Below are 20,098 nucleotides of genomic sequence, written 5' to 3'. Positions count from 1 at the left end.
CGCACAAACCAATGTGGCGGGCAGTTACGGCACGTTCAGCCTCGACGCCGACGGCCAGTGGCACTACAGCGCCGACAACAGCCAAACCGCTATCCAGCAGCTCAAGGCGGGCGAAACCCTCACCGACAGTATCACCGTCCAGTCTGTGGGCGGCACGACCCACACAGTGACCATCACCATCAACGGCCATGATGACGGCGCCGTGATTGCGGGTGTCGATAGCGGCACCGTCACTGAAGACGCCAACCTGACGGCAGGCCAGCTCGAAACCCATGGACAACTCACAATCAGCGACCCGGATGCAGGCCAGGACCATTTCACCGCACAAACCAATGTGGCGGGCAGTTACGGCACGCTCAGCCTCGACGCCGACGGTCAGTGGCGCTACAGCGCCGATAACAGCCAAAGTGCCATTCAGCAGCTCAAGGCGGGCGAAACCCTCACCGACAGCTTCACCGTTACCAGCGCCGATGGCACTAACCATGCAGTCACAGTGACCCTCACTGGTAGCAACGATGCACCAGTGCTCACGGCGCAAAGCCAATCGGTCACCGAAGATGGCGCCAAACTCACCGGGCAGATGGTGGTCACGGATGTGGATACCGGTGACACACTCTCCTTCAGTCTCGCCAATAGGGTCGATGGCTTCACGCTCAACACCGATGGCAGCTACAGCTTCGACCCAGCCAGTGCGGCTTACCAACATCTAGCCCAAGGCCAGACTGAGACGCTCACTATCCCCATCACAGTTACCGACAGCACTGGCGCAACTAGCACTGCGAATTTGACGATTACGCTCACTGGCACCAACGATGGTGCCACCATCAGCGGCGTCGACACAGGCCGAGTGATTGAAGATCAGAACGTCGATGCCCAAGGTCTACTGCATGCTTCGGGGCAATTACAGATCCAGGATGCCGATGCTGGCCAGTCCAACTTTGTCGCGCAAAATGGCGTGGCAACCCAGTATGGCCATTTCAGCATCGATGCCCTAGGTGCTTGGAGCTACACAGTGGACAACAACAAGCCTGAGGTGCAGGCGCTCAAACCGGGCGGCACGCTGGGCGAGACCGGCAATATGGCCCAGGCGCTAGGGCAAGCTTTGGTGCAGTCCACTATGGAGGGCTTTCATGCAGTGGGCGAGGCGCTGACGCAAGGGCAATCGGGCGCCTTAGCCGGCGTGCTGGATCTGACGGTGCAGGGCGCTGCCATTGTGCTCAGTGGCCCATCGGGCACAACGCCAGTGGTCTATGCGATGGACGCCCAGGGCCGTAGCACGCTCGGGGTGGACGAGCTGCTGAGCTGGCTACATCAGGGCACAGGCTATGAAGTGCACCTGCAAGGCTCGCAGAGCGATGTACAATTCTTCGTCCACGATCGCGGCGATATGGGGGTGCTGCATGGCCTGCCGCTCTCCGGCGCTACCATGCTCACCGACCCGGAGAACGCTGCGGTGCACCTGGCCCTAGCATGGCAGACGCCGCCGTTGCCGGGAGTGCTCAGCGAGGTGGTGAGCGTCATCAGTGCCGAGGGCACGACCCATCAGATCACCCTAAGCATCCAGGGCACGGCCGAGGATGCGGTGATCAGCGGCACTGACAGCGGCACAGTCACCGAGGATCAGAATCTCAATGCCGCCCATCAGTTGGAGGCTCGCGGCCAGTTGCAGGTGACCGATGCCGATGCCGGCCAGGCGGTCTTCCAACCAATTCAGGATCTTGCGGGCCATTACGGCCATCTGAGCCTGGACAAGAACGGTGCCTGGGTTTACCAGGCAGATAACAACAGCAGGGCCGTGCAGGCGCTAGTCAAGGGGCAGACCGTCAGTGACAGCTTTGTTGTGCACAGCTTCGATGGCACGGCACATACCATCAGCGTTGCTCTTCAGGGGGCGGATGATGCATACCTGGATGTGATGGCCCATGTGGCAAACTCACTATTCAACCAGTTGGATCCTTGGCCCGCGATAGGGGGCGCAATCAGTTCGGGCAATATCGCTAACCTGAGTGGCCTTGAGCTGTCCTTTACGGGCGGCACACCCACAGTAGTGGCCGCCGATGGCCATGTATTGGAGAGCTTCACTCATCAAGATTCCTTTGGCACACATATACCACTGGGGCATCTAGTCGAACTGATCAAGAGCCATCCTGGCTCACAACTGATTCTCGAGGGAACGCCGGGCGCTAGCAGTTCGTTCTATGTGAACAACAGTGGCAATCCGCAGCAGCTGGATTATGCGGGCTCCGCCAAATACGACGTTGCCATCAGAACGCTTGGCAGTGTGCCCAACCATAGCCTACTCAACCCGCACGGATCGGCCGCAGTACTGGCCGGTGCCGACGGTGGCAGCGTGCTCGTCGATGGTGACGCTCAACTGCAGACTCAGGGTCACTTGACTGTGCTCGACGCCGATGGTGACCAAGCTCACTTTACCGCCCAGCAAGATGTCAAGGGCCAGTACGGCCAGTTCAGCATCGACGCGCAGGGCCTCTGGCATTACCAAGCCGATGGTCATCAGAGCGCCTTGCTGTTGCTGGCGGCAGGCAAATCCCTGAGCGAAAACTTCACCGTCACCAGCGCTGATGGCACGAGTCACACCGTCACCGTGCAGCTGTTCGGCAGTTCCCAGCGCACCGCCGCCACCATCAGCGGGGTGGACAGCGGAACACTCACCGAGGATACCGCGCAGGCGCAGGTTAGCGGCCAGCTGAGCGTGGTCGACCCTGATGCCGGCGAAGCGCACTTCATCGCCCTGGCCGACGCGAAAGGGCGGCACGGCCACTTCAGCCTCGACGAGCAGGGCGCCTGGCAGTACCGCCTGGATAACACCGACCCCGCCGTGCAGGCGCTCAAGGCCGGTGAGACGCTGACCGACACCCTGATGGTGCACAGCGCCGATGGTAGCAGCCATGAGCTGCACATCACCGTGCAGGGCAGCAATGACGCGCCTGTGCTGCAGGCGCAGAGTCAGTCAGTGACTGAAGACGGCAGCGTGCTACGCGGACAGATGGTGGCGCAAGATGTAGACCATGGCGATGCCCTGAACTTCAGCACCAGTTCCACCACTGCAGGCTTTGTGCTCCATGACGATGGCAGCTACACCTTTGATCCGGCTGATACTGCTTACCAGCACCTGGCCGCCGGCCAGACCCAGAAGCTCACCATTCCGATCACCGTGACCGACGGCGAAGGGGCGAGCGACACAGAAAATCTCATCATTACCATCACCGGCAGGAATGACGTCCCGAAAGTATCCCAAGTCGAGGTGCTAACGGCTAGCCGAGAGGATGCTGTCTTTGTCCTGAGCAAGGCGCAACTCTTGGCGCATGTCAGCGATGTGGATGGCGACAACCTGAGCATCACCAACATTACATCCGATCACGGCAGCTTGGTGAGCCACCGAGACGGCAGCTATACATTCACGCCAGCCGCGAACTACAACGGTCAGGTGACGTTCCACTACGATCTTGTCGATGGGCACGGAGGGCGCGTGAGCCAAACGGCAACCATGATGCTGTCTGCAGCGCCCGATGCGGCAAGCATTTCCGGACAAGACAGTGGCTCCGTCACCGAAGACCAGCATGTGTTGCGTGGCAAGTTGAGTACGGGTGGCATCCTGAGTGTGACCGACCCGGATGGTGCTGCCGAGTCCCGGCTGATTCCGACCGGCACGACCGCAGGCAGCCTGATATCAGGCGACAAGGGATTGGGGCAATTTGAGGTCGGCGCAAACGGTCACTGGAATTTCGTTGCCAATAACGCTGATCCTCGCATCCAGGCACTGGGGCGACATGACGCTCTTCAGGACACGATAACCGTGCATTCTGTGGACGGCACGGCGCACACCATTACAGTAACGATCAACGGCACGAACGATGCACCTACGCTTGCGGCACAAAGCAAGAGTGTCGCTGAGAATGGTGCACAGTTGAGCGGCAGGATGGTCGCTACCGACGTTGATACAGGCGACACTCAAGCGTTCAGCACCACCGCGAAAATCTCCGGTTTCACATTGCACGCTGACGGCAGTTATACCTTTGACCCCAGTGATGCTGCCTACCAACATCTCGCTCAGGGACAGACGCAAACGCTTACGATCCCTGTCGAGGTGCGGGATGGCTCCGGTGCAACTGCTACAAATAATCTGACCATCCAGATTACGGGAACGAATGATCGCCCCCAAATCACAGGCGTCACAACTCCGCATACCGTAATCAATATTGATGGTGGTGCGTCAGGAGGTGGATTCTCCATTGTTGACGGCGTCGTACACGCAGGCGCCCATCAGCGGGTTTGGCAAGCCTCAGATTACGCAGCTCTGAGTCATAACGCACATGGGAGCAATTCTGTTGGAGATATTTTCGTCTTCAGCGATGCGGCCACGGTTCACGGTGCCGATGGCGGTGGTAGTGTTGGGAGAGATCCAAAGGATTACATTGTGCTGGATAAACCTGCTAGTGCTTATCGGATTACCTCGTCTGCTAATCATGTCGATTCAGGCACCAACTATGGAAACGTACAGGTTACGGAGATAGCCACAGGAAAAAGCTGGGGGACCGCCAACAATATAGAGGATATTATTTTTGGTGATGGCACCAGCTACAGCGGCAAATCTTCTGTGCAGAAAACCACATCGGAAGTTGCCATGCCTAATCTGAATAGAGTTTTGACAGTTGTAGAGGGAGGCCCTCGTCTGACTGGTCACATACAAGCCTCGGATGTGGATTCAGGCGATACTAGAACCTTCAGTACCAGTGCACACGTTGCTGGATTTACGCTTAACTCAGACGGTAGTTTCAGTTTCAACCCTGCCGATGCTGCCTATCATCACCTTGCTCAAGGGCATAAACTTTCTCTAGATATTCCGGTGGTAGCAACGGATAAGCATGGCACCAGTGATCAGCGAGTACTTCACCTTGAAATCACTGGTATCGACGACAGTGCGGTGCGCTCTACCAGACCTGCTCCTCCGGCGCCACAGGCACCAAGCACTGACGCTGAACAGCATGCTGGAATTGTGGAGGACGCGCATCATCAGGCTGGTCAATCAGATTTGTCGAACCATGCAGCGAGTACTTTGCCTTCCTCAACTGATAGTACAGATGAGAGTCACGACTCGGTGCCGGTATTCACTAAAGTTGTAACCAACGAGCAGGGTGGTACTGGCTCACCGCTCGCTGATTACCTGCACTTTGCGGACACATCGCAACACGTCGATCTTGGCGGTGCGGCGGATGGCACTGCGGTCTCGCCATTGGCAGACTACCTCGGGCCATATACTTTTGGAGAGTTGCAACTCCATGCGCAAACGTCATCACAATCAAGTGATGAAGCAAACTTTGAAGCTATAGACAGCGTTAATCTTGATGTTGCAGAGCCGGCTACTCTAGCCACTTCGGCACATGACCTTGATTTGGCGTCAAGTGGCCACTTGAATGTCAGTAGTGTTAACTATGATGCCAGTCTCCTAGTGGGATCTGTAGACGAACAGACTGCTCAAACTAACCCAGCGCAGGATAAATCTGTCGATACAACCCTTTTTGAGGGAGGCAATTTTTCCGCGCAAGCAACCACATCCCCTATCGATCACTATCTGCAAATGGTGGGACTGATGCCCGATTCTATTGAGCAACAACCAACTACACCGATTGAACTGGCAACGTTAAACACACCATCATCAACATTCCAAGATATGGATACTGATATGTTAGATATGGTTACGATTAACCATTTTGAAAATCCACTGATTGAGGAACACAAAACACCTCATTTGGACCAGTATGGCTTTCAGGGAGAACATGCACAATTAGAGGTGAATCCAAACGATGATGATCTCTTACATTCCGCTCTAAACGACATGCACAACCAAATGTAGTCAAAGGGAAGAACAAATATTTATCTTGTTCTCTTCGCTGACCATAACTTATCCGCAATAGACCCTAGGCAGGTACCTAGGGTCTATTAGGCTAAAAGTGCATAACTGACATTTAGGCCACAGTATCATCCGCTCGACAGCCAAAATGTCTCTCGGCTTAAAAAAACCTCAGAAAATTACTCCCTATATCCCCTTTAACTCCTTAAATATCTGGCATTTATTTTGCCTAAGTAGGCAATGTTCAATTGTGGCAACCTCTATGACCGCGGGCAAAACCCCAACACAGCACCCCACTCAACCGCTCAACCGTTTACTCGGTGAAACCAGCGGAGCCTTTGCTGACTTAGGCACATTTTTACCTTTAGTCTTGGGATTAATTGCCCTAAACCAATTTTCGCCCCAAGGGATATTTTTAGGCTTTGGCCTATTCGCCATCTTTAGCGCCTTATTTTATCGCCGTCCGATCCCAGTTCAGCCCATGAAGGTGATCGCCGCCCTTGTGATCGCCCAAGGCTTAACGCCAGGGATGCTCCAAGCCAGTGCCATGCTGATGGGTATCATTCTGTTAATCTTGGCGTTTAGCGGCGCCATTACTTGGCTTGCCAAGCAATTATCCCAAGCAGTGAGTGTGGGGATTCAATTAGCGATTGGTCTGCAATTGATGTGGATGGGCACTAAGATGATGAGTGACTTTTGGTTGCTCGGACTCGGCGCGTTTGCCTTACTGTTTGTGAGTAAATTCTTGCCATTGCGTTACCTTGCCATGCCACTCGTTATCGCAGCGGGTATGTTGTGGCAAGCCAACAGCCAAACCGAAATAACTAGCAGCCTGACGATTCCCGCTTTGAGCGCCTCACTGCATTTGGCTTGGCCGAGCCTTAATGAGTGGAGCTCGGCGGCGATTTTACTGGTGTTGCCCCAGCTCGCCCTCACCTTAACCAATGCAGTGATAGCCACCTCGGCCATGGCGCAGGAAAAATTCCCCGAAGACGCCGCTAAACTCACGCCTAAAAACTTGGCCATTAGCTCTGGGATGGCCAATTTGTTACTCGCGCCTTTTGGGGCGGCAGCCATGTGCCATGGTGCAGGAGGCCTTGCGGTGCAGTATCACTTTGGCGCACGCACCCATCTCGCACCATTAATCTTCGGCGGTACTTGTGTGGTTATCGCCCTGTTTTGGGATAGCCAAATGGCATGGTTGCTCGGACTTATTCCTGTGGCGATTCTCGGCAGTTTGCTGTCCATCGGCGGTTTGCAACTGGCGTGGTCAAAACGCCTTATTGATGGTAAGCCCTTCTGTATCTTTGTGATCTTATCTACCGCTGTGACCTGCCTAGCCATTAACGCCGCGGCAGGGCTTGCCGTGGGGATTCTTCTTGAGCAAGGTCGCCGCACTTGGGCCATGCTCGCGATGCGTTAAGCGCCAATATCCCCAAGAAAGTAAAAAACACAGCACATCCCTGTGCTGTGTTTTTATCTCTTAAAATGTTCTTGCAGGATTGGTTGGCGTATCCTTTTGCGCCAGCGCCCATTTAGCAATCGCATCCTTACGCATAAAACCCACTTTTGAGTGTTCTTTCGCGTATTGAATAAACTTGTCTAAGGCATTGGCAAGACCTGGCGTGCCCCCGATACGGTCGTGCACACTAATCGACATCATCCGCCGCTGCGATGCTCCTTCCTGATAAAGCATATCGAATTCGTCTTTAAGCTCCTGTAAGAAGGCGGCAGCCGTCATCGCAGTGTTACCACCAAAGCGACCTATATCATTGTTGCGCAATGTATAAGGCACCACGGCAAACGGTTTACCCTGCACAGGGATAATTGAAGGTTCATCCCTTGATAAATCATCAATGTGATAGATAAAACCTAAGTCCTGCAGGATATTTAAGGTTTGGGTGCTGTGGCGCATCCAAAACGCATTAAACCCGACAGGACGCTGACCAGTGATCTTTTCTAAGGTATTGATACTCTGGATATAAGAATCACGCTCCTGCGCTGGCGACATACTGTATTGCGGCGTCCACGTCTGCCCATGGCCTGAAATCTCATGGCCTTCATCCGCCACTTGTTTGGCAAGTTGTGGATGTAATTCAGCGGCGCGGCCCACCATATGGGATGTCACGTGAATATTGTGCTTACGCCATATACGCAGCAAACGCGGTATCCCTTCATTCATCCCGTAGTCGTACCAACTGGGAGTAATCGTATCTGGGTAGCCTTTCTCCATTGGTGGAAACGGCCCTTCAGCGTTTTTATCCTGCGCGCCAGCCTCAAACTGCATGGATATAGAGATCACTAGTTGCTCGCCATTAGGCCAAAAACGCTTATTCATACGGCCTCCTACCGAAGTTTGAGTTTGATCATCGACCGCCACTAAGCTCGGAACTCCCATTGAAAAGGCTGACTGACTCAGCCCTACCCCTGCAATCAAAGCGCCGCCCGCCTGTAAACTGGTCTTTAAAAATTGTCGACGTTGATTCATGACTTCGCTTCTGTGGTCACAGCGTTAGAGGCAAGCTGGTTAAATAGCGTTTGATAATCCTCTAGGTGCCAGTTATCAGTAATAAAACCCTCACGCACGCGGTACATATCTACGGCGCGAAAATCAATTTTTTGCCCTTGACCACGCTGTTCACCAAAGGTCCCCGTAAAGTGGCCATAAAAACGGAGGCGCACAACCGCACGGTCACCGACCACCAGCAAGTGCTCAACGGTTACCGAGAGATCTGGCACCGCCGCCCTAAAGGTTTTAGAGGCGTCGAGCGGTCCGCTAATCCCCTGTGCACGACCTTCGGGCAAGGTGCGATCAATAAAACTGGTCGCTAATGCCCAGCGGGCAAATGTCGGGTCACCAGTATCCCAAAAACTAGCGTATAGCAAAGCAGCGTGGGCAATCGATTCAGCCTGTGGTGAACCATCGCTGATCAGCTCCATTGCCGTTACCTTAGGAGTAAGAGCGGTTTTGACATCAACACTGGCTTGGGTTGAACCACCTTGAGCGGCAAACGCCGTCATACTTAGACTCGCAAGCGCAAAGCCTATAATGGCTAAGCCGAGTAATCCTGAGCTCCACAAACCTACTTTTATCCAAGGAGAAACAGGGCAATAAATACGGTTTTGCATTATGCCACCTCATCATCACTAGAGCGGATGACGGCGCGCAGTGCCGCTTGATAACTAGGATAATCGGTATAGCCCGCCGCACTGCCGCCAAATAATGGCCCCTTATCGAAGGGCGATAGGGGTAATTGATTGGCTAATCGATAGGGCAGATCGGGGTTAGCAATAAAGGCACGGCCAAAGGCCACTAAGTCGGCATAACCTTTTTCGATAACCTCATTGGCACGCTCGACATCGTAACGCCCCGCCACAATAATGCTGCCTTTAAACACTTTGCGAAGCTCGATTCTGAAAGACTCAGGCACCTGTGGCGCATCGTCCCAATCGGCTTCCGACAAGTGCAAATACGCTACGCCCAACGCCGATAAATGTTTGGCGGCCAACAGGATAGTATCGACAATCTCAGGGCAAGCCATGTCCTTAAAGGTCACATAGGGTGCAAGGCGAACGCCCACTTTATCGGCACCAATCTGGGCACTTACCGCTTTAACGACTTCCAATAAAAACCGAATACGCTTCTCGGGCGTACCGCCGTAGGCGTCGGTTCTATGGTTAGAATTAGTCCGCAGGAATTGGTCAATGAGATAACCATTGCCGCCATGGATTTCGATGCCATCAAAACCCGCGGCAACGGCATTTGCCCCTGCGTTGGCAAAGTCGGCCACCACGCGGTCGATATCCGCTTGGGTCATTTCCCTCGGCTCGGGGCAATCTACCATTTGTCCCTCGGGATGCTCCTCATCAACGATCCATACCTTAGTACCAACAGGAGCAATCGCTGAAGGTGCAATCGGCGCTGCACCCTGCTGAAAAATCGGATGGGACACTCGGCCTACATGCCAGATTTGATTAAAGATTTTTCCACCCGCTTGATGCACCGCCGCAGTAACCTTTTTCCAGCCATCAATTTGCGCCTCGGTATAGACGCCGGGGGTAAATGAGTAGCCTTGGCTGTCGTCGGAAATTTGGGTCGCTTCACTGATGATAAGCCCTGCCGACGCACGCTGGGCGTAATATTGCGCCATTAAATCATTAGGGATATTACCCGGTTGCGTGGTACGCGCCCTTGTCATCGGCGCCATAACAATACGATTTTGCAGTGTCAGTGCCGCTGACTCATAGGCTGTAAATAAACTCATATGCACTCCCGAACCATAAATGATGATTGAATATCTGGGTGCAATTGTGCATTAGTTAATCTATATTGATAATCAGCCTATTATTTAAATCATTTTCAAAAATAATTTGATATGTATCATATAAACGATCTGCAACTCGCCCTGCGTATTGCTGCACTAGAAAGCCTGTCCGCCGCCAGTAAAGAAGTCGGCATGACGCCCGCCGCCGCGAGCGCGGCCCTGCAACGACTTGAAAAAAAGTTAGGTTGTCAGCTATTTGCGCGATCAACTCGGCGGTTGCAACTCACGGAAGAAGGGCGAATATTTCTCGATGCCGCCAAACCTGCCCTTGCGTTACTCGAAACCGCTTCCGCTAATTTGGCCGAGCATAGGGGCGAGCTTAAGGGCGAAGTGCGCATCGCTCTGCCCTCGGACATTGGCCGCAGTCGGATCCGCAATTGGCTAGATGAGCTGATGGATAGCGCGCCTGAGCTGTCGATTCAGCTGTACTTTGGCGACCATATGACGGATCTCATCGATCAAAATATCCATTTAGCCCTGCGTTATGGCCAGCTGGAAGATTCCAATCTAAAACGGCGCCAACTGTCGATGACGCCAAGGGTGCTCGTCGCCTCCCCCGCTTATCTTGCGCAATATGGTGAACCGCAAACACTGAACGAGCTGAGCCAACACCAAGTGTTGATCTTAAATCGTGGCGGCGAGCCATGGCAGAAATGGAAATTCAGCCATAATAGTGAAACCGTAGAGATTGAAGTGAGAGGAAAACGCTTTTGCAATGATGGCGCCGTTGTGCGCGATTGGGCACTGGCGGGGCGAGGTATCGCCTATAAGAGCTGGCTCGATGTGGCGCAGGATGTCACCGAAGGCAGACTACAGCTTATCTTAGCCGATAAACTCGCGCCTGCGGTGCCACTACAATTGGTTTATCTACAAACCGACTATCCTAGCCATAAAATTCGCCGCACTATTGAATTTTTAGCCCAAAAGCTGCTGCAATTTAGCCAAGAATATCCCGCGCCTTAAACGATAATTGGGCCTGATAAAAAGCAGCATGCACCCGCAACTGAAGATAGATACTTAAAAACTCTGCGGCGATTCATTCTAGCCCCGAGGTAATATCACCGTCACCACACAGCCTTGCTGCCAAGGCAATGGCGTTTGTGTCGATTGCTTGCAGTTTTCAATCTCAATACTGCCGTGGTGACGGCTGACGACATCCTTACAGATCGCTAAACCTAATCCGAGCCCTGCATCTTTGGTCGAGGCAAAAGAGGCCATCAACTCATTAGCTTGTCCCTGTAAACCTTGGCCATTATCAATCACCAAGACTTTGATTTCATTGGGTTGATAGTGGATCTCAATCCTTAACTTACGTGCACGGTTATCCTCACATGCTTCCAGCGCATCGAGGCTATTTTTCACCAAATTGACCCACATTTGACTTAAGCCAACACTATCGCCCATCAATTCATAGGGACGACCTTGCACCTGTACGTCAACTTGTACCCCCGCTCGGTCTAATTCTCGGCGTAATAAGGCCAGTGCCTCTTTGACAACTAACGTCACATCCAGCGGTTCAGCCTTCGACTGACGGCGTTTAAGCAAGCCACGAATACGGTGTACTACCGCCCCAGCCCGTATCGATTGTGCGTTGATTTTACCCAAAATATCATAGAGCTCTGGGTTGTCCTGTCCCAGCCTTTCTAGCTGTATCATGGCGCCCTCACTGTATTGGGTTATCGCCGCAATCGGTTGATTTAGCTCATGGGCCAACCCAGCACCGATTTCCCCAAGGATCGCCGCACTTTGTAAGCGTTCTAACTGCAATGCCTTGTCTTTTAATTGCCGCTCAGTACTGACTAAAAACTCGCTCTTTTGGCGGAATTTATATTCGAGCCACAGGTGATAAATGGTCGATACAATAAAGATCAGCAGTAATACCCCACCCCACTCTTTATTTTTCTCCATCCATTTATACACGGTTTGATATAAGGGAGGTGATGCACCTTGCAGCTGTAATTCTTTAAATAATTCAATCACCTTTAGCTGACTCACCGGCGCAGTCCAACCTAAAGTATCGGCGGTAATCGCCGCCACATGGTCTGGGGGCAGGTCAAACAAGGCGCGGGTGATTTGCATGGTGATCCGTGGCGAAACCGTATCCGCCGCCGCAAATGACCAATTAGGATAGAGTTGGGTGCTCACCTCGCAGTCATATCCAGGAGGATGGGTTGGATGAATGACACGATAGTCCGTCTTATTGATAAGCCCTGTTTCAATCATTTCCTCTAGGGTACAAAAAGGCGCAATGGCGGCATCGGCACTCCCATCGCGCACTTGATAGATCAGCGGCGCGAGGGGAAATCCTAAAAATCGCACTTGGCCAAAGAATTGCTCCGGTAAATAACCCATTTTATGCAGTAATCCCATCGCAGCCTGATAGCCACCAAGTGCCTGCGGATCGCTAGCAACCACATTCTTACCGCGTAAATCCTGCAAGCTACGTATAGGGCTATCGGCACGCACAATAATGGTCGCGCCTATGGTAAAAGTGCTGCCCTGATGTTTACGGCTTTTCATGGTCGCGAGCCAAGAGAGGGGGAAATTATTACTCAAGTGCAGATACTGGCCGGGGTTAGTCACAATAAACTGCAATTCATTGCTCAGTAACTGGCTACGCATGCCATTAAAGTCGACGGGCACCACTTCAAAACGGCTATTAGGGACGTTTTCGCTAAGGTAATCCATCATAGGCTGCCAGCGCTGTTTTGCCTGTAACACCCCATGACTCGCCAGCACTCCCACTTTAAATTCATGAACGGGAATGTCTTCATCGGCATAGGACAAATTAAGCATCATTACGCTCAATATGCAGCTCACGAGTATTGCCCTACACCAAGTTCTCATTGCTATCGCCCTGTCTTGTATGCTTTTGTATTCGGAGTACTTTATACGCAAGGCCAAAATGATGCTGTGAATAACACCAAACTCTGGCATTCCCCCTAAAGTGATTTAACTAATTTAGTGATAAACCTCCCAAGACCTAGGCTTAAAATTGAGCCTACGATAAGGCAGGCTTAAGCTGATAAAGAGTCCCACCACCAAAAGGAAAACCATGTCCACTATGCTGCCGCTGTATTTAGTCGATGATGATGAAGCGATTCTCGACTCCTTAGGGTTTATGCTCGGGCAATTTGGCTACCAAGTACAAACCTTTAGCAGTGGGCGGGATTTTTTAGCCCAATGCCCGTTAACTCAAGCGGGCTGTGTCATCTTAGATAGCCGAATGCCGGAGATCACTGGCCAAGAAGTGCAGCAAAAGCTGCTTGAAACCCAAAGTCCATTAGGAGTGATTTTTCTCACTGGCCACGGTGATTTACCCATGGCATTAAGCGCTTTTCGTAAAGGCGCATGCGACTTTTTTCAAAAACCTGTGTCGGGTAAAGCCCTTGTACAAGCGATTGAAAAAGCACATAAAGAAAGCCAATCCAGCTTTGAGCAACAGAGTCTGCAGCAGAAATTTGCCCAACTGACTGAGCGCGAACAACAAGTATTAGCCCATGTGGTTCAAGGCATGACCAACAAACAGATCTCCGAAGCCATGTATTTATCCTTAAGAACCATCGAAGTGCATCGCGCAAAGATTATGAAAAAGCTTGAAGTGAACAATATGGCAGAGTTAGTACAACACTTAGGAAATCTAAATTCTGTTTTATAAATCAGTGACTAGCACGCTAAAAAATCGCAATATATTCTCGTCACGATTAAACCGCTCATTCCATACAACTCAGACCATTTAGAATACGCTGATGACGGCGTTTTCATCCAAACTGCGACAAGCTGTCGCAGTTTGCATCTTTGGCTTTGTATCAAACACCATTCACTGCCACACTCAAGTTAGGTTCTCTCCTTTATGCTCCGTAGGCATTAAAGATCCACTGCTTTTGAACCTTTCCCCGAGTACGGCCAGTGTTCTCGGGGATTTTTTTATCCCTACAAACCCCGCCTCGCCGCCCAAAACCCGAACAATCAATGTAGCACTATTGTTAATCAAATTAATATCTATCAATGGCTTAATGATAATTTTTCAAAATGAAGTTAGAATGCGACTATCTTGGCAACAGGTGAGCAGTATGAGTCGTTTACACACATCTAAGGGATTCACCCTAATCGAACTAGTGGTGGTTATCATCATTTTAGGCATTCTTGCCGTAGTCGCAGCCCCGCGCTTTATGAATCTAAGTCAAGATGCCCACGATACTCGGGCAAAAGCTGCTTTTGCTGCTTTTACCTCTGGCGTCAAGCTGTATCACAGTTGTTGGCTTGCGGGCGGACACTCGGGATATACCCAAAATCTAGCCTGCTATGGTGATGGCACTATCGACTCGACCACCACGGGCTTTCCACTCGGAAAAGACACGGCTCAAAGCAGCAGCCAAGGCACTCAATTACAAGGCGCTTACTGCGGAGAACTGTGGCAATCGTTACTCGATAATCAGGACTTTGTCCTTACCACACACACGGATTGGGAAACGCAACAAGCACCCAATATCGACATCGTCTACTGGTATAGCGGCGGCGCGATAAGTGACCCTAATACTTATTGTTACTTTAACTATGTGTCGGATGATCGCCGCCTTGGCAGCGAGAATTGGGAGCTAAAATACTATCCCCTCGATGGACGAACTGTTGTCGGCCGCTCCTCGTTATCTGCACCTTAATCCATCCAGCATATCCGCTTTCGCCACAGGGCATAAAATCAACAACGTCCTGTGGCTTGTTCTGCAATAACTTGAATTCTGACTATCCATCCTATAGTGACTTTGTTTTCCTCCGCATCATTTTCATTGCGGGCAGACACTAAGATTCCTTTTACATGTGGTTGTCAAACTCACCAAAGATTGGCCTTAATCCTATAGATTTGTTACCTTTTTGTTTATGGAACACTCAGATGAATAAACGCCAATGAATAATCTCATTGTTACACCAGGCTACGCTTCACAATTCAGTTGTATAGGTGCCGCATGTGAAGACAGTTGCTGCCATGACTGGACCATCATTTTTGACAAAAAAAGCTACAAAAATACCCTTAACCATCCAAAACTCGCGTCTCTTGCCAAAGAGGCATTTATTGAAACCAAAACCGATGCTAATCAGTGGGCAAAAATCAAACTTAACGCCAATGGAATATGCCCGTTTGTAAACGAGCAGAAGTTGTGTTCCATCCATGCGGCGGCGGGGGAAACAGCCTTAAGTCACACCTGTAAAACCTATCCTCGTAGTGACAATGTTATCGCAACCACTAAATACGAAAGTTTATCTCTATCATGCCCTGAGGCTGCCCGTCTGGTGCTATTTGACGCCAATGCATTTCAATTTGAGGCAAAGAGCGGTGGCGCCAAACGTCCAACCGCGGCCAATCCTGCATGGTTAGAAAAAACCTACGATTACAGTTTGGATTTATTAATTAATATGGGTGTGGATTGGCAACAGGCACTCATGGCTATAGGATTATTGGTAAAAGTCAGTGACCAAGTGAGGCAAAATACTCTTCCTATTGCACAAATAGATCAGCGTTTTGAACAATTAATCTTGCTGGCCCAAACCAATCAAATCGATGAGCAATATCAAAAAATACCCTACACACCACAGCCTCAAACCCATGCTTTTGTTTCGATACATGATCAATTATGCAAACTTCACTCAAGAAGCTTAAAGCCTCGTTTTACCTCGCTTAATGACGCAATTGGTTTGTTGTGTAATGAGAGTAATCAATATCAAATTGACCATTTAAATAAAGCGTGGGAAGAAAAAGCGTTGCCTGCGTTGAGCAATTATCAGGATTTATTTGACCGTTATATTTTATATTCGCTTTACCATGAGCATTTCCCCATGAGTCATCCGCAGCAGCCTTGGATGGCATTTCGCCTGCTCGTGATTGATTGCTTTATGATCCGCTGTTACTTATCTGCCATGGCATTTAAAAATAATGGACTGACAGAAAGCGATATAGTGCTTTGTTTTCAGCTCTATAGCGTTGTCCGCCAACATAAAGCGAAATTTGCCCAGGGCATCAATCAGACATTACAAGAATGTGGTATTGATAGTATTCCCGCCGCCATCAGTCTACTAAAAACCTCGTGATCGCCGAGGCGAGACTGCCGAAATAGCGCCAACGGCAGTCTTTGCGAATCAGCCGACGCTTCAGTCGTAGCAAGACTGAAGCAGGCCGCCACTTCCCCGTATGCCGTTATTTTGTTGCAAAAGGCGCGCGAACACGTAAACCCGATTGGCTTTTTCTGCAATAACTTGAATTCTGACTATCCATCCCCATATTTAGTCCATCATCCACCGCAGGATTTTCATTGCGGGCAAGAGAAGAGGATTCAAAAGTGACCACTATCGTATCAGTACGCCGTAATAACCAAGTTGTCATCGCCGGCGATGGCCAAGTCTCCCTAGGCAATACCGTCATGAAAGGTAACGCCAAGAAAGTGCGTCGCTTATATCACAACAAAGTGTTGGCAGGTTTTGCTGGCGGCACCGCCGACGCTTTTACCCTATTTGAGCGTTTCGAGTCCAAGCTCGAGATGCACCAAGGCCATCTATTACGATCGGCCGTTGAACTGGCCAAAGATTGGCGTACCGACCGTATGCTGCGCAAACTCGAGGCCATGCTTGTGGTCGCCGATGCCGAAGCGTCACTGATCATCACAGGTAATGGTGACGTAGTGCAGCCAGAACATGATTTAGTCGCCATTGGCTCGGGCGGAAACTATGCCCAAGCCGCGGCGTTAGCCCTGCTACAAAATACCGAATTATCGGCGCTGGAAATTGCAGAAAAGTCGTTGACTATTGCAGGCGATATCTGCGTATTCACCAATCAATTCAAGACAATTGAAGAACTTAACTACTAACAGCCCGTGAGGAATATTATGTCTGAAATGACCCCCCGTGAGATTGTCCACGAGCTGGATGCCCATATTATCGGCCAGAAAAAGGCCAAACGTTCCGTCGCCGTCGCCCTACGTAACCGCTGGCGTCGTATGCAATTGGATGCCGATTTCCGTCAAGAAGTTACCCCAAAAAACATTCTGATGATTGGCCCAACTGGCGTGGGTAAAACCGAAATCGCCCGCCGTTTGGCAAAGCTCGCCAACGCACCATTTATCAAGGTTGAAGCCACTAAGTTCACCGAAGTCGGTTACGTGGGTAAAGAAGTCGAGCAAATCATCCGTGATTTAACCGACATCGCCATCAAGCTGACCCGCGAACAACAAATGGGCAAATGCCGCCAACGCGCCGAAGAACACGCTGAAGAGCGCATTCTTGATGCTCTGCTGCCTAAGCCTAAAAATGACTGGGACAACACCGACACAGATACCAGCTCCAATACCCGTCAAATCTTCCGTAAAAAGCTGCGTGAAGGCCAATTAGACGACAAAGAAATCGATATCGATGTGGCGCAGCCGCAAATTGGTATTGAAATCATGTCGCCACCCGGCATGGAAGAAATGACCAACCAACTGCAAAGCCTGTTTAAAAACATGGGCCAAGCACCGGCTAAACGCCGCAAGATGAAGATTAAAGAAGCCTTTAAGCTGTTGATCGAAGAAGAAGCGGCCAAACTGGTTAATCAGGAAGATTTAAAAGAGCAAGCCATTGAATTGGTTGAGCAGCACGGTATCGTGTTCCTCGATGAAATCGACAAAATCTGTAAGCGTGGCGAAACCTCAGGTCCAGACGTGTCCCGCGAAGGCGTTCAGCGCGACCTGTTGCCTTTAGTTGAAGGTTGCACAGTCACCACTAAACACGGCATGGTGAAAACCGACCATATTCTGTTTATCGCCTCGGGTGCATTCCAAATGGCCAAACCCTCGGATTTAATCCCAGAGTTACAGGGCCGTTTACCGATCCGCGTTGAGCTAGATGCGTTATCAGCCGATGATTTTAAACGCATTTTAACCGAGCCACATGCCTCACTGACCGAGCAATATATCGCGCTGATGGCCACCGAAGGCGTGACCATTGAGTTTGCCGAGTCGGGCATCGAGAGCATTGCTAAGGCGGCATGGCAAGTGAACGAGCGCACCGAAAACATTGGTGCCCGTCGTCTACATACCGTGATGGAAAAGCTGATGGAAGATATCTCCTATGAGGCTTCCGACAAGTCTGGCAGCTCATTTGTGATTGATGCCGATTATGTGAGTGCTCACTTAGATAATCTGGTTCAAGACGAAGACTTAAGCCGCTTTATCCTGTAACTAGGGCTGTTATCCAAGCCTGCAATGTTCGGTATCCAAGATACCGAACATTCGTGCAAAATTGTGACTGTGGCTAAGGCTTACACTTTGTAACCTTAACCACAAATTGTTATGTTACAGCTTGTCCATTCCCCGTATTTTCTTGGCACTACCTATGACCACTAGCACACCCAATGTCACCGATCTTAAGCTCAAGCGTAAATCGCGCATTTTAGAAATCAGCTTCGATAACGGCGAGCAGTATCAACTCAGCTGTGAGATGTTACGCGTCTATTCCCCCTCCGCCGAAGTGCATGGTCACGGTAACCCTAAGCTGATCACCCACAAGAAAAATGTGAATATCACCAGCATCGAACCCGTAGGTAACTACGCGGTAAAAATCGTCTTCGACGATGGCCATGATACAGGGCTATTCTCCTGGCAGGTGCTTTACGATCTCGCCACTCACCAAGTGGAACTATGGGAAAAATATCTAGCTCGCCTACGTGCCGAAAAGGCTACCCGCGAACCGCTGATCGCGATGAACATAAAGTACAACTAATACATTAGGTTAGCTGGTTATTAATTGTGAGATTTAAACAATTACATTACAGCTAACGACAGATGTTTAAGAGTATTCGGCCATAGATTAAGCACAGTTATTCCAGTGACACGCCGTAAATATATCCCTATAGGCTCGACGGCGGCATCCATGCCGCCAACGGTCACTTCCATAACAATGCTTAATTCCGCTAATCTCTGCGTATGCTTAAACTCTAAAAACAGGTCATTTTACAATGGGTAGTTTGTGAATCTGTTACTTCTCTTGCTGACCTGAATATCTAAGGAAAGATAATGTCGGAAAAAGTCCCCTGTACAGCCTGCAAAACCTTAATCATGCCCAGCACCGCCGAGCGCAACGCAGGCTTATGTATGCCCTGCAAAAACGGCAATCGCGAAAATATCGAACAGGCAAAAGCCTATTACCAAAAGGAGCGGGAATTAGATAAAACCTGCCCTTTTAGAGCCCTGTGGCGAGAGATAGTGGTGCAGGTGCATAACGATAAGCAGGGCTTTCACACGCTAAGCGAAGCGGCGCAGCACTATTACGCAGTCAATTGTCTTTCGGGCGAAGTCTACAACGGCGGCTTTATCCAGTATTTCGATAACTCATCGGGTGAGCATTATGCTGTTGCCGAGCGCGGCCTTCAGCAAATAGGCGCTATGCATTCGTTAGCCCTACTACAACAGGCTAAACAGGCGGTATTTGGCGACCTTCCCGTGCCAACTGACAGAGACCAACGCCTCGCCGCAACCGATAATCCAGTCGCCGAAGCCCGACTCAATCAACTCGATGATGAGTTTTATAAAGATTTGGATAATCTTGATATCAAGCTAGAGAGCTATGCACTACAAACTGGATTGGTTAACGCAATCGAATGATTGCGGTTTTATTGTGAGTACTTTACGCAAGTAATTAAGCGGCGCGTTAACTTAAACTATCAGTATTTCATTAGCTTAACGTCGTGGGGCTTCACCCCACACCCGACCAAGAGGGGATCAACAGCAATTCCCTCTTGCCTCTTTGTTAACACGAGTCCTTGCCGCCCCTAGCGAAGTTACATGCATTAACGCTTCATTTATAAATCAGGCCTTGGTCTTATGGATAAATTGCTATCGCTTCCGAAGGCAACGTCCCTGTACCTGCGAAAGCTAGC

General features: G+C 50.6%; 14 protein-coding genes. 10 read left to right on the top strand and 4 right to left on the bottom strand.

What is annotated here, in order from left to right:
• The first annotated feature begins 13 nt into the window (after window positions 1-13).
• Together L976_RS04240 and L976_RS04235 are read left to right on the top strand one after the other, a co-directional pair.
• The gene (locus tag L976_RS04240; RefSeq protein WP_231570470.1) at window positions 14-5,875 is read left to right on the top strand and encodes a VCBS domain-containing protein; all 5,862 of its coding nucleotides are present in this window, start codon (window positions 14-16) and stop codon (window positions 5,873-5,875) included.
• 259 nt (window positions 5,876-6,134) lie between these two features.
• Window positions 6,135-7,295, top strand: a complete 1,161-nt coding sequence (locus L976_RS04235) for a putative sulfate/molybdate transporter (RefSeq protein WP_047534595.1) — start codon at window positions 6,135-6,137, stop codon at window positions 7,293-7,295.
• A 60-nt stretch (window positions 7,296-7,355) separates the two neighbouring features.
• On the opposite strand, the gene L976_RS04230 is transcribed toward L976_RS04235, so the two are convergent.
• The 3 genes from L976_RS04230 to L976_RS04220 are packed head-to-tail and all read right to left on the bottom strand — an operon-like array spanning window position 7,356 to window position 10,137.
• On the bottom strand, window positions 7,356-8,360 hold the full coding sequence (locus L976_RS04230; RefSeq protein WP_047534589.1) for a polysaccharide deacetylase family protein: 1,005 nt from the start codon (window positions 8,358-8,360) through the stop codon (window positions 7,356-7,358).
• Entirely contained in the window at window positions 8,357-9,001 is a 645-nt protein-coding gene (locus L976_RS04225; protein ID WP_047534585.1) for an ester cyclase, read from the bottom strand. The genes L976_RS04230 and L976_RS04225 overlap by 4 nt, the downstream gene beginning before the upstream one ends.
• Window positions 9,001-10,137, bottom strand: coding sequence for an alkene reductase (locus L976_RS04220; protein ID WP_047534577.1), 1,137 nt, complete (start codon window positions 10,135-10,137; stop codon window positions 9,001-9,003). Before L976_RS04220 ends, L976_RS04225 begins: the two co-directional genes overlap by 1 nt.
• A gap of 111 nt (window positions 10,138-10,248) precedes the next feature.
• On the opposite strand from L976_RS04220, the gene L976_RS04215 reads away from it, so the two are divergent.
• On the top strand, window positions 10,249-11,160 hold the full coding sequence (locus tag L976_RS04215; RefSeq protein ID WP_047534574.1) for a LysR family transcriptional regulator: 912 nt from the start codon (window positions 10,249-10,251) through the stop codon (window positions 11,158-11,160).
• Between the two features lie 78 nt (window positions 11,161-11,238).
• Here the strand turns inward: L976_RS04215 and L976_RS04210 are convergent, their stop codons facing one another.
• On the bottom strand, window positions 11,239-13,044 hold the full coding sequence (locus tag L976_RS04210; protein ID WP_156143149.1) for a sensor histidine kinase: 1,806 nt from the start codon (window positions 13,042-13,044) through the stop codon (window positions 11,239-11,241).
• A 208-nt stretch (window positions 13,045-13,252) separates the two neighbouring features.
• On the opposite strand from L976_RS04210, the gene L976_RS04205 reads away from it, so the two are divergent.
• The 7 genes from L976_RS04205 (at window position 13,253) to L976_RS04175 (ending at window position 19,823) form a co-directional block, all read left to right on the top strand.
• Window positions 13,253-13,855: a response regulator transcription factor gene (locus L976_RS04205; RefSeq protein WP_037422732.1), complete on the top strand. Its 603-nt coding sequence runs from the start codon at window positions 13,253-13,255 to the stop codon at window positions 13,853-13,855.
• A gap of 415 nt (window positions 13,856-14,270) precedes the next feature.
• A complete protein-coding gene (locus L976_RS04200; protein ID WP_047540133.1) occupies window positions 14,271-14,858 on the top strand; it encodes a type II secretion system protein in 588 nt (195 codons plus the stop codon).
• 244 nt (window positions 14,859-15,102) lie between these two features.
• Window positions 15,103-16,281 carry a flagellin lysine-N-methylase gene (gene fliB, locus L976_RS04195; RefSeq protein ID WP_047534570.1) on the top strand — a complete coding sequence of 393 codons (1,179 nt, stop codon included), beginning with the start codon at window positions 15,103-15,105 and terminating at the stop codon, window positions 16,279-16,281.
• Between the two features lie 248 nt (window positions 16,282-16,529).
• A complete protein-coding gene (gene hslV, locus L976_RS04190; RefSeq protein ID WP_011073856.1) occupies window positions 16,530-17,054 on the top strand; it encodes an ATP-dependent protease subunit HslV in 525 nt (174 codons plus the stop codon).
• A gap of 18 nt (window positions 17,055-17,072) precedes the next feature.
• Complete coding sequence (gene hslU / locus L976_RS04185; RefSeq protein ID WP_047534567.1) at window positions 17,073-18,401, top strand: HslU--HslV peptidase ATPase subunit; 1,329 nt, start codon at window positions 17,073-17,075, stop codon at window positions 18,399-18,401.
• A gap of 154 nt (window positions 18,402-18,555) precedes the next feature.
• The gene (locus tag L976_RS04180) at window positions 18,556-18,942 is read left to right on the top strand and encodes a gamma-butyrobetaine hydroxylase-like domain-containing protein (protein WP_047534564.1); all 387 of its coding nucleotides are present in this window, start codon (window positions 18,556-18,558) and stop codon (window positions 18,940-18,942) included.
• Between the two features lie 293 nt (window positions 18,943-19,235).
• Complete coding sequence (locus L976_RS04175) at window positions 19,236-19,823, top strand: DMP19 family protein (RefSeq protein ID WP_047534561.1); 588 nt, start codon at window positions 19,236-19,238, stop codon at window positions 19,821-19,823.
• Window positions 19,824-20,098: the final 275 nt, after the last annotated feature.

Source organism: Shewanella sp. ZOR0012, assembly GCF_000798835.1.
GTDB classification, from domain to species: Bacteria; Pseudomonadota; Gammaproteobacteria; order Enterobacterales; family Shewanellaceae; genus Shewanella; species Shewanella xiamenensis.
Note: the sequence above shows the minus strand (reverse complement) of the source record. Positions and strands in the feature narration are given on the sequence as shown.

Excerpts from the sequence above, each read along its gene's own strand:
- L976_RS04235 (WP_047534595.1), top strand. The coding sequence starts at position 6,135 with ATGACCGCGGGCAAAACCCCAACACAGCACCCCACTCAACCGCTCAAC.
- L976_RS04230 (WP_047534589.1), bottom strand. The coding sequence starts at position 8,360 with ATGAATCAACGTCGACAATTTTTAAAGACCAGTTTACAGGCGGGCGGC.
- L976_RS04225 (WP_047534585.1), bottom strand. The coding sequence starts at position 9,001 with ATGCAAAACCGTATTTATTGCCCTGTTTCTCCTTGGATAAAAGTAGGT.
- L976_RS04220 (WP_047534577.1), bottom strand. The coding sequence starts at position 10,137 with ATGAGTTTATTTACAGCCTATGAGTCAGCGGCACTGACACTGCAAAAT.
- L976_RS04215 (WP_047534574.1), top strand. The coding sequence starts at position 10,249 with ATGTATCATATAAACGATCTGCAACTCGCCCTGCGTATTGCTGCACTA.
- L976_RS04210 (WP_156143149.1), bottom strand. The coding sequence starts at position 13,044 with ATGAGAACTTGGTGTAGGGCAATACTCGTGAGCTGCATATTGAGCGTA.
- L976_RS04205 (WP_037422732.1), top strand. The coding sequence starts at position 13,253 with ATGTCCACTATGCTGCCGCTGTATTTAGTCGATGATGATGAAGCGATT.
- L976_RS04200 (WP_047540133.1), top strand. The coding sequence starts at position 14,271 with ATGAGTCGTTTACACACATCTAAGGGATTCACCCTAATCGAACTAGTG.
- fliB (WP_047534570.1), top strand. The coding sequence starts at position 15,103 with ATGAATAATCTCATTGTTACACCAGGCTACGCTTCACAATTCAGTTGT.
- hslU (WP_047534567.1), top strand. The coding sequence starts at position 17,073 with ATGTCTGAAATGACCCCCCGTGAGATTGTCCACGAGCTGGATGCCCAT.
- L976_RS04180 (WP_047534564.1), top strand. The coding sequence starts at position 18,556 with ATGACCACTAGCACACCCAATGTCACCGATCTTAAGCTCAAGCGTAAA.
- L976_RS04175 (WP_047534561.1), top strand. The coding sequence starts at position 19,236 with ATGTCGGAAAAAGTCCCCTGTACAGCCTGCAAAACCTTAATCATGCCC.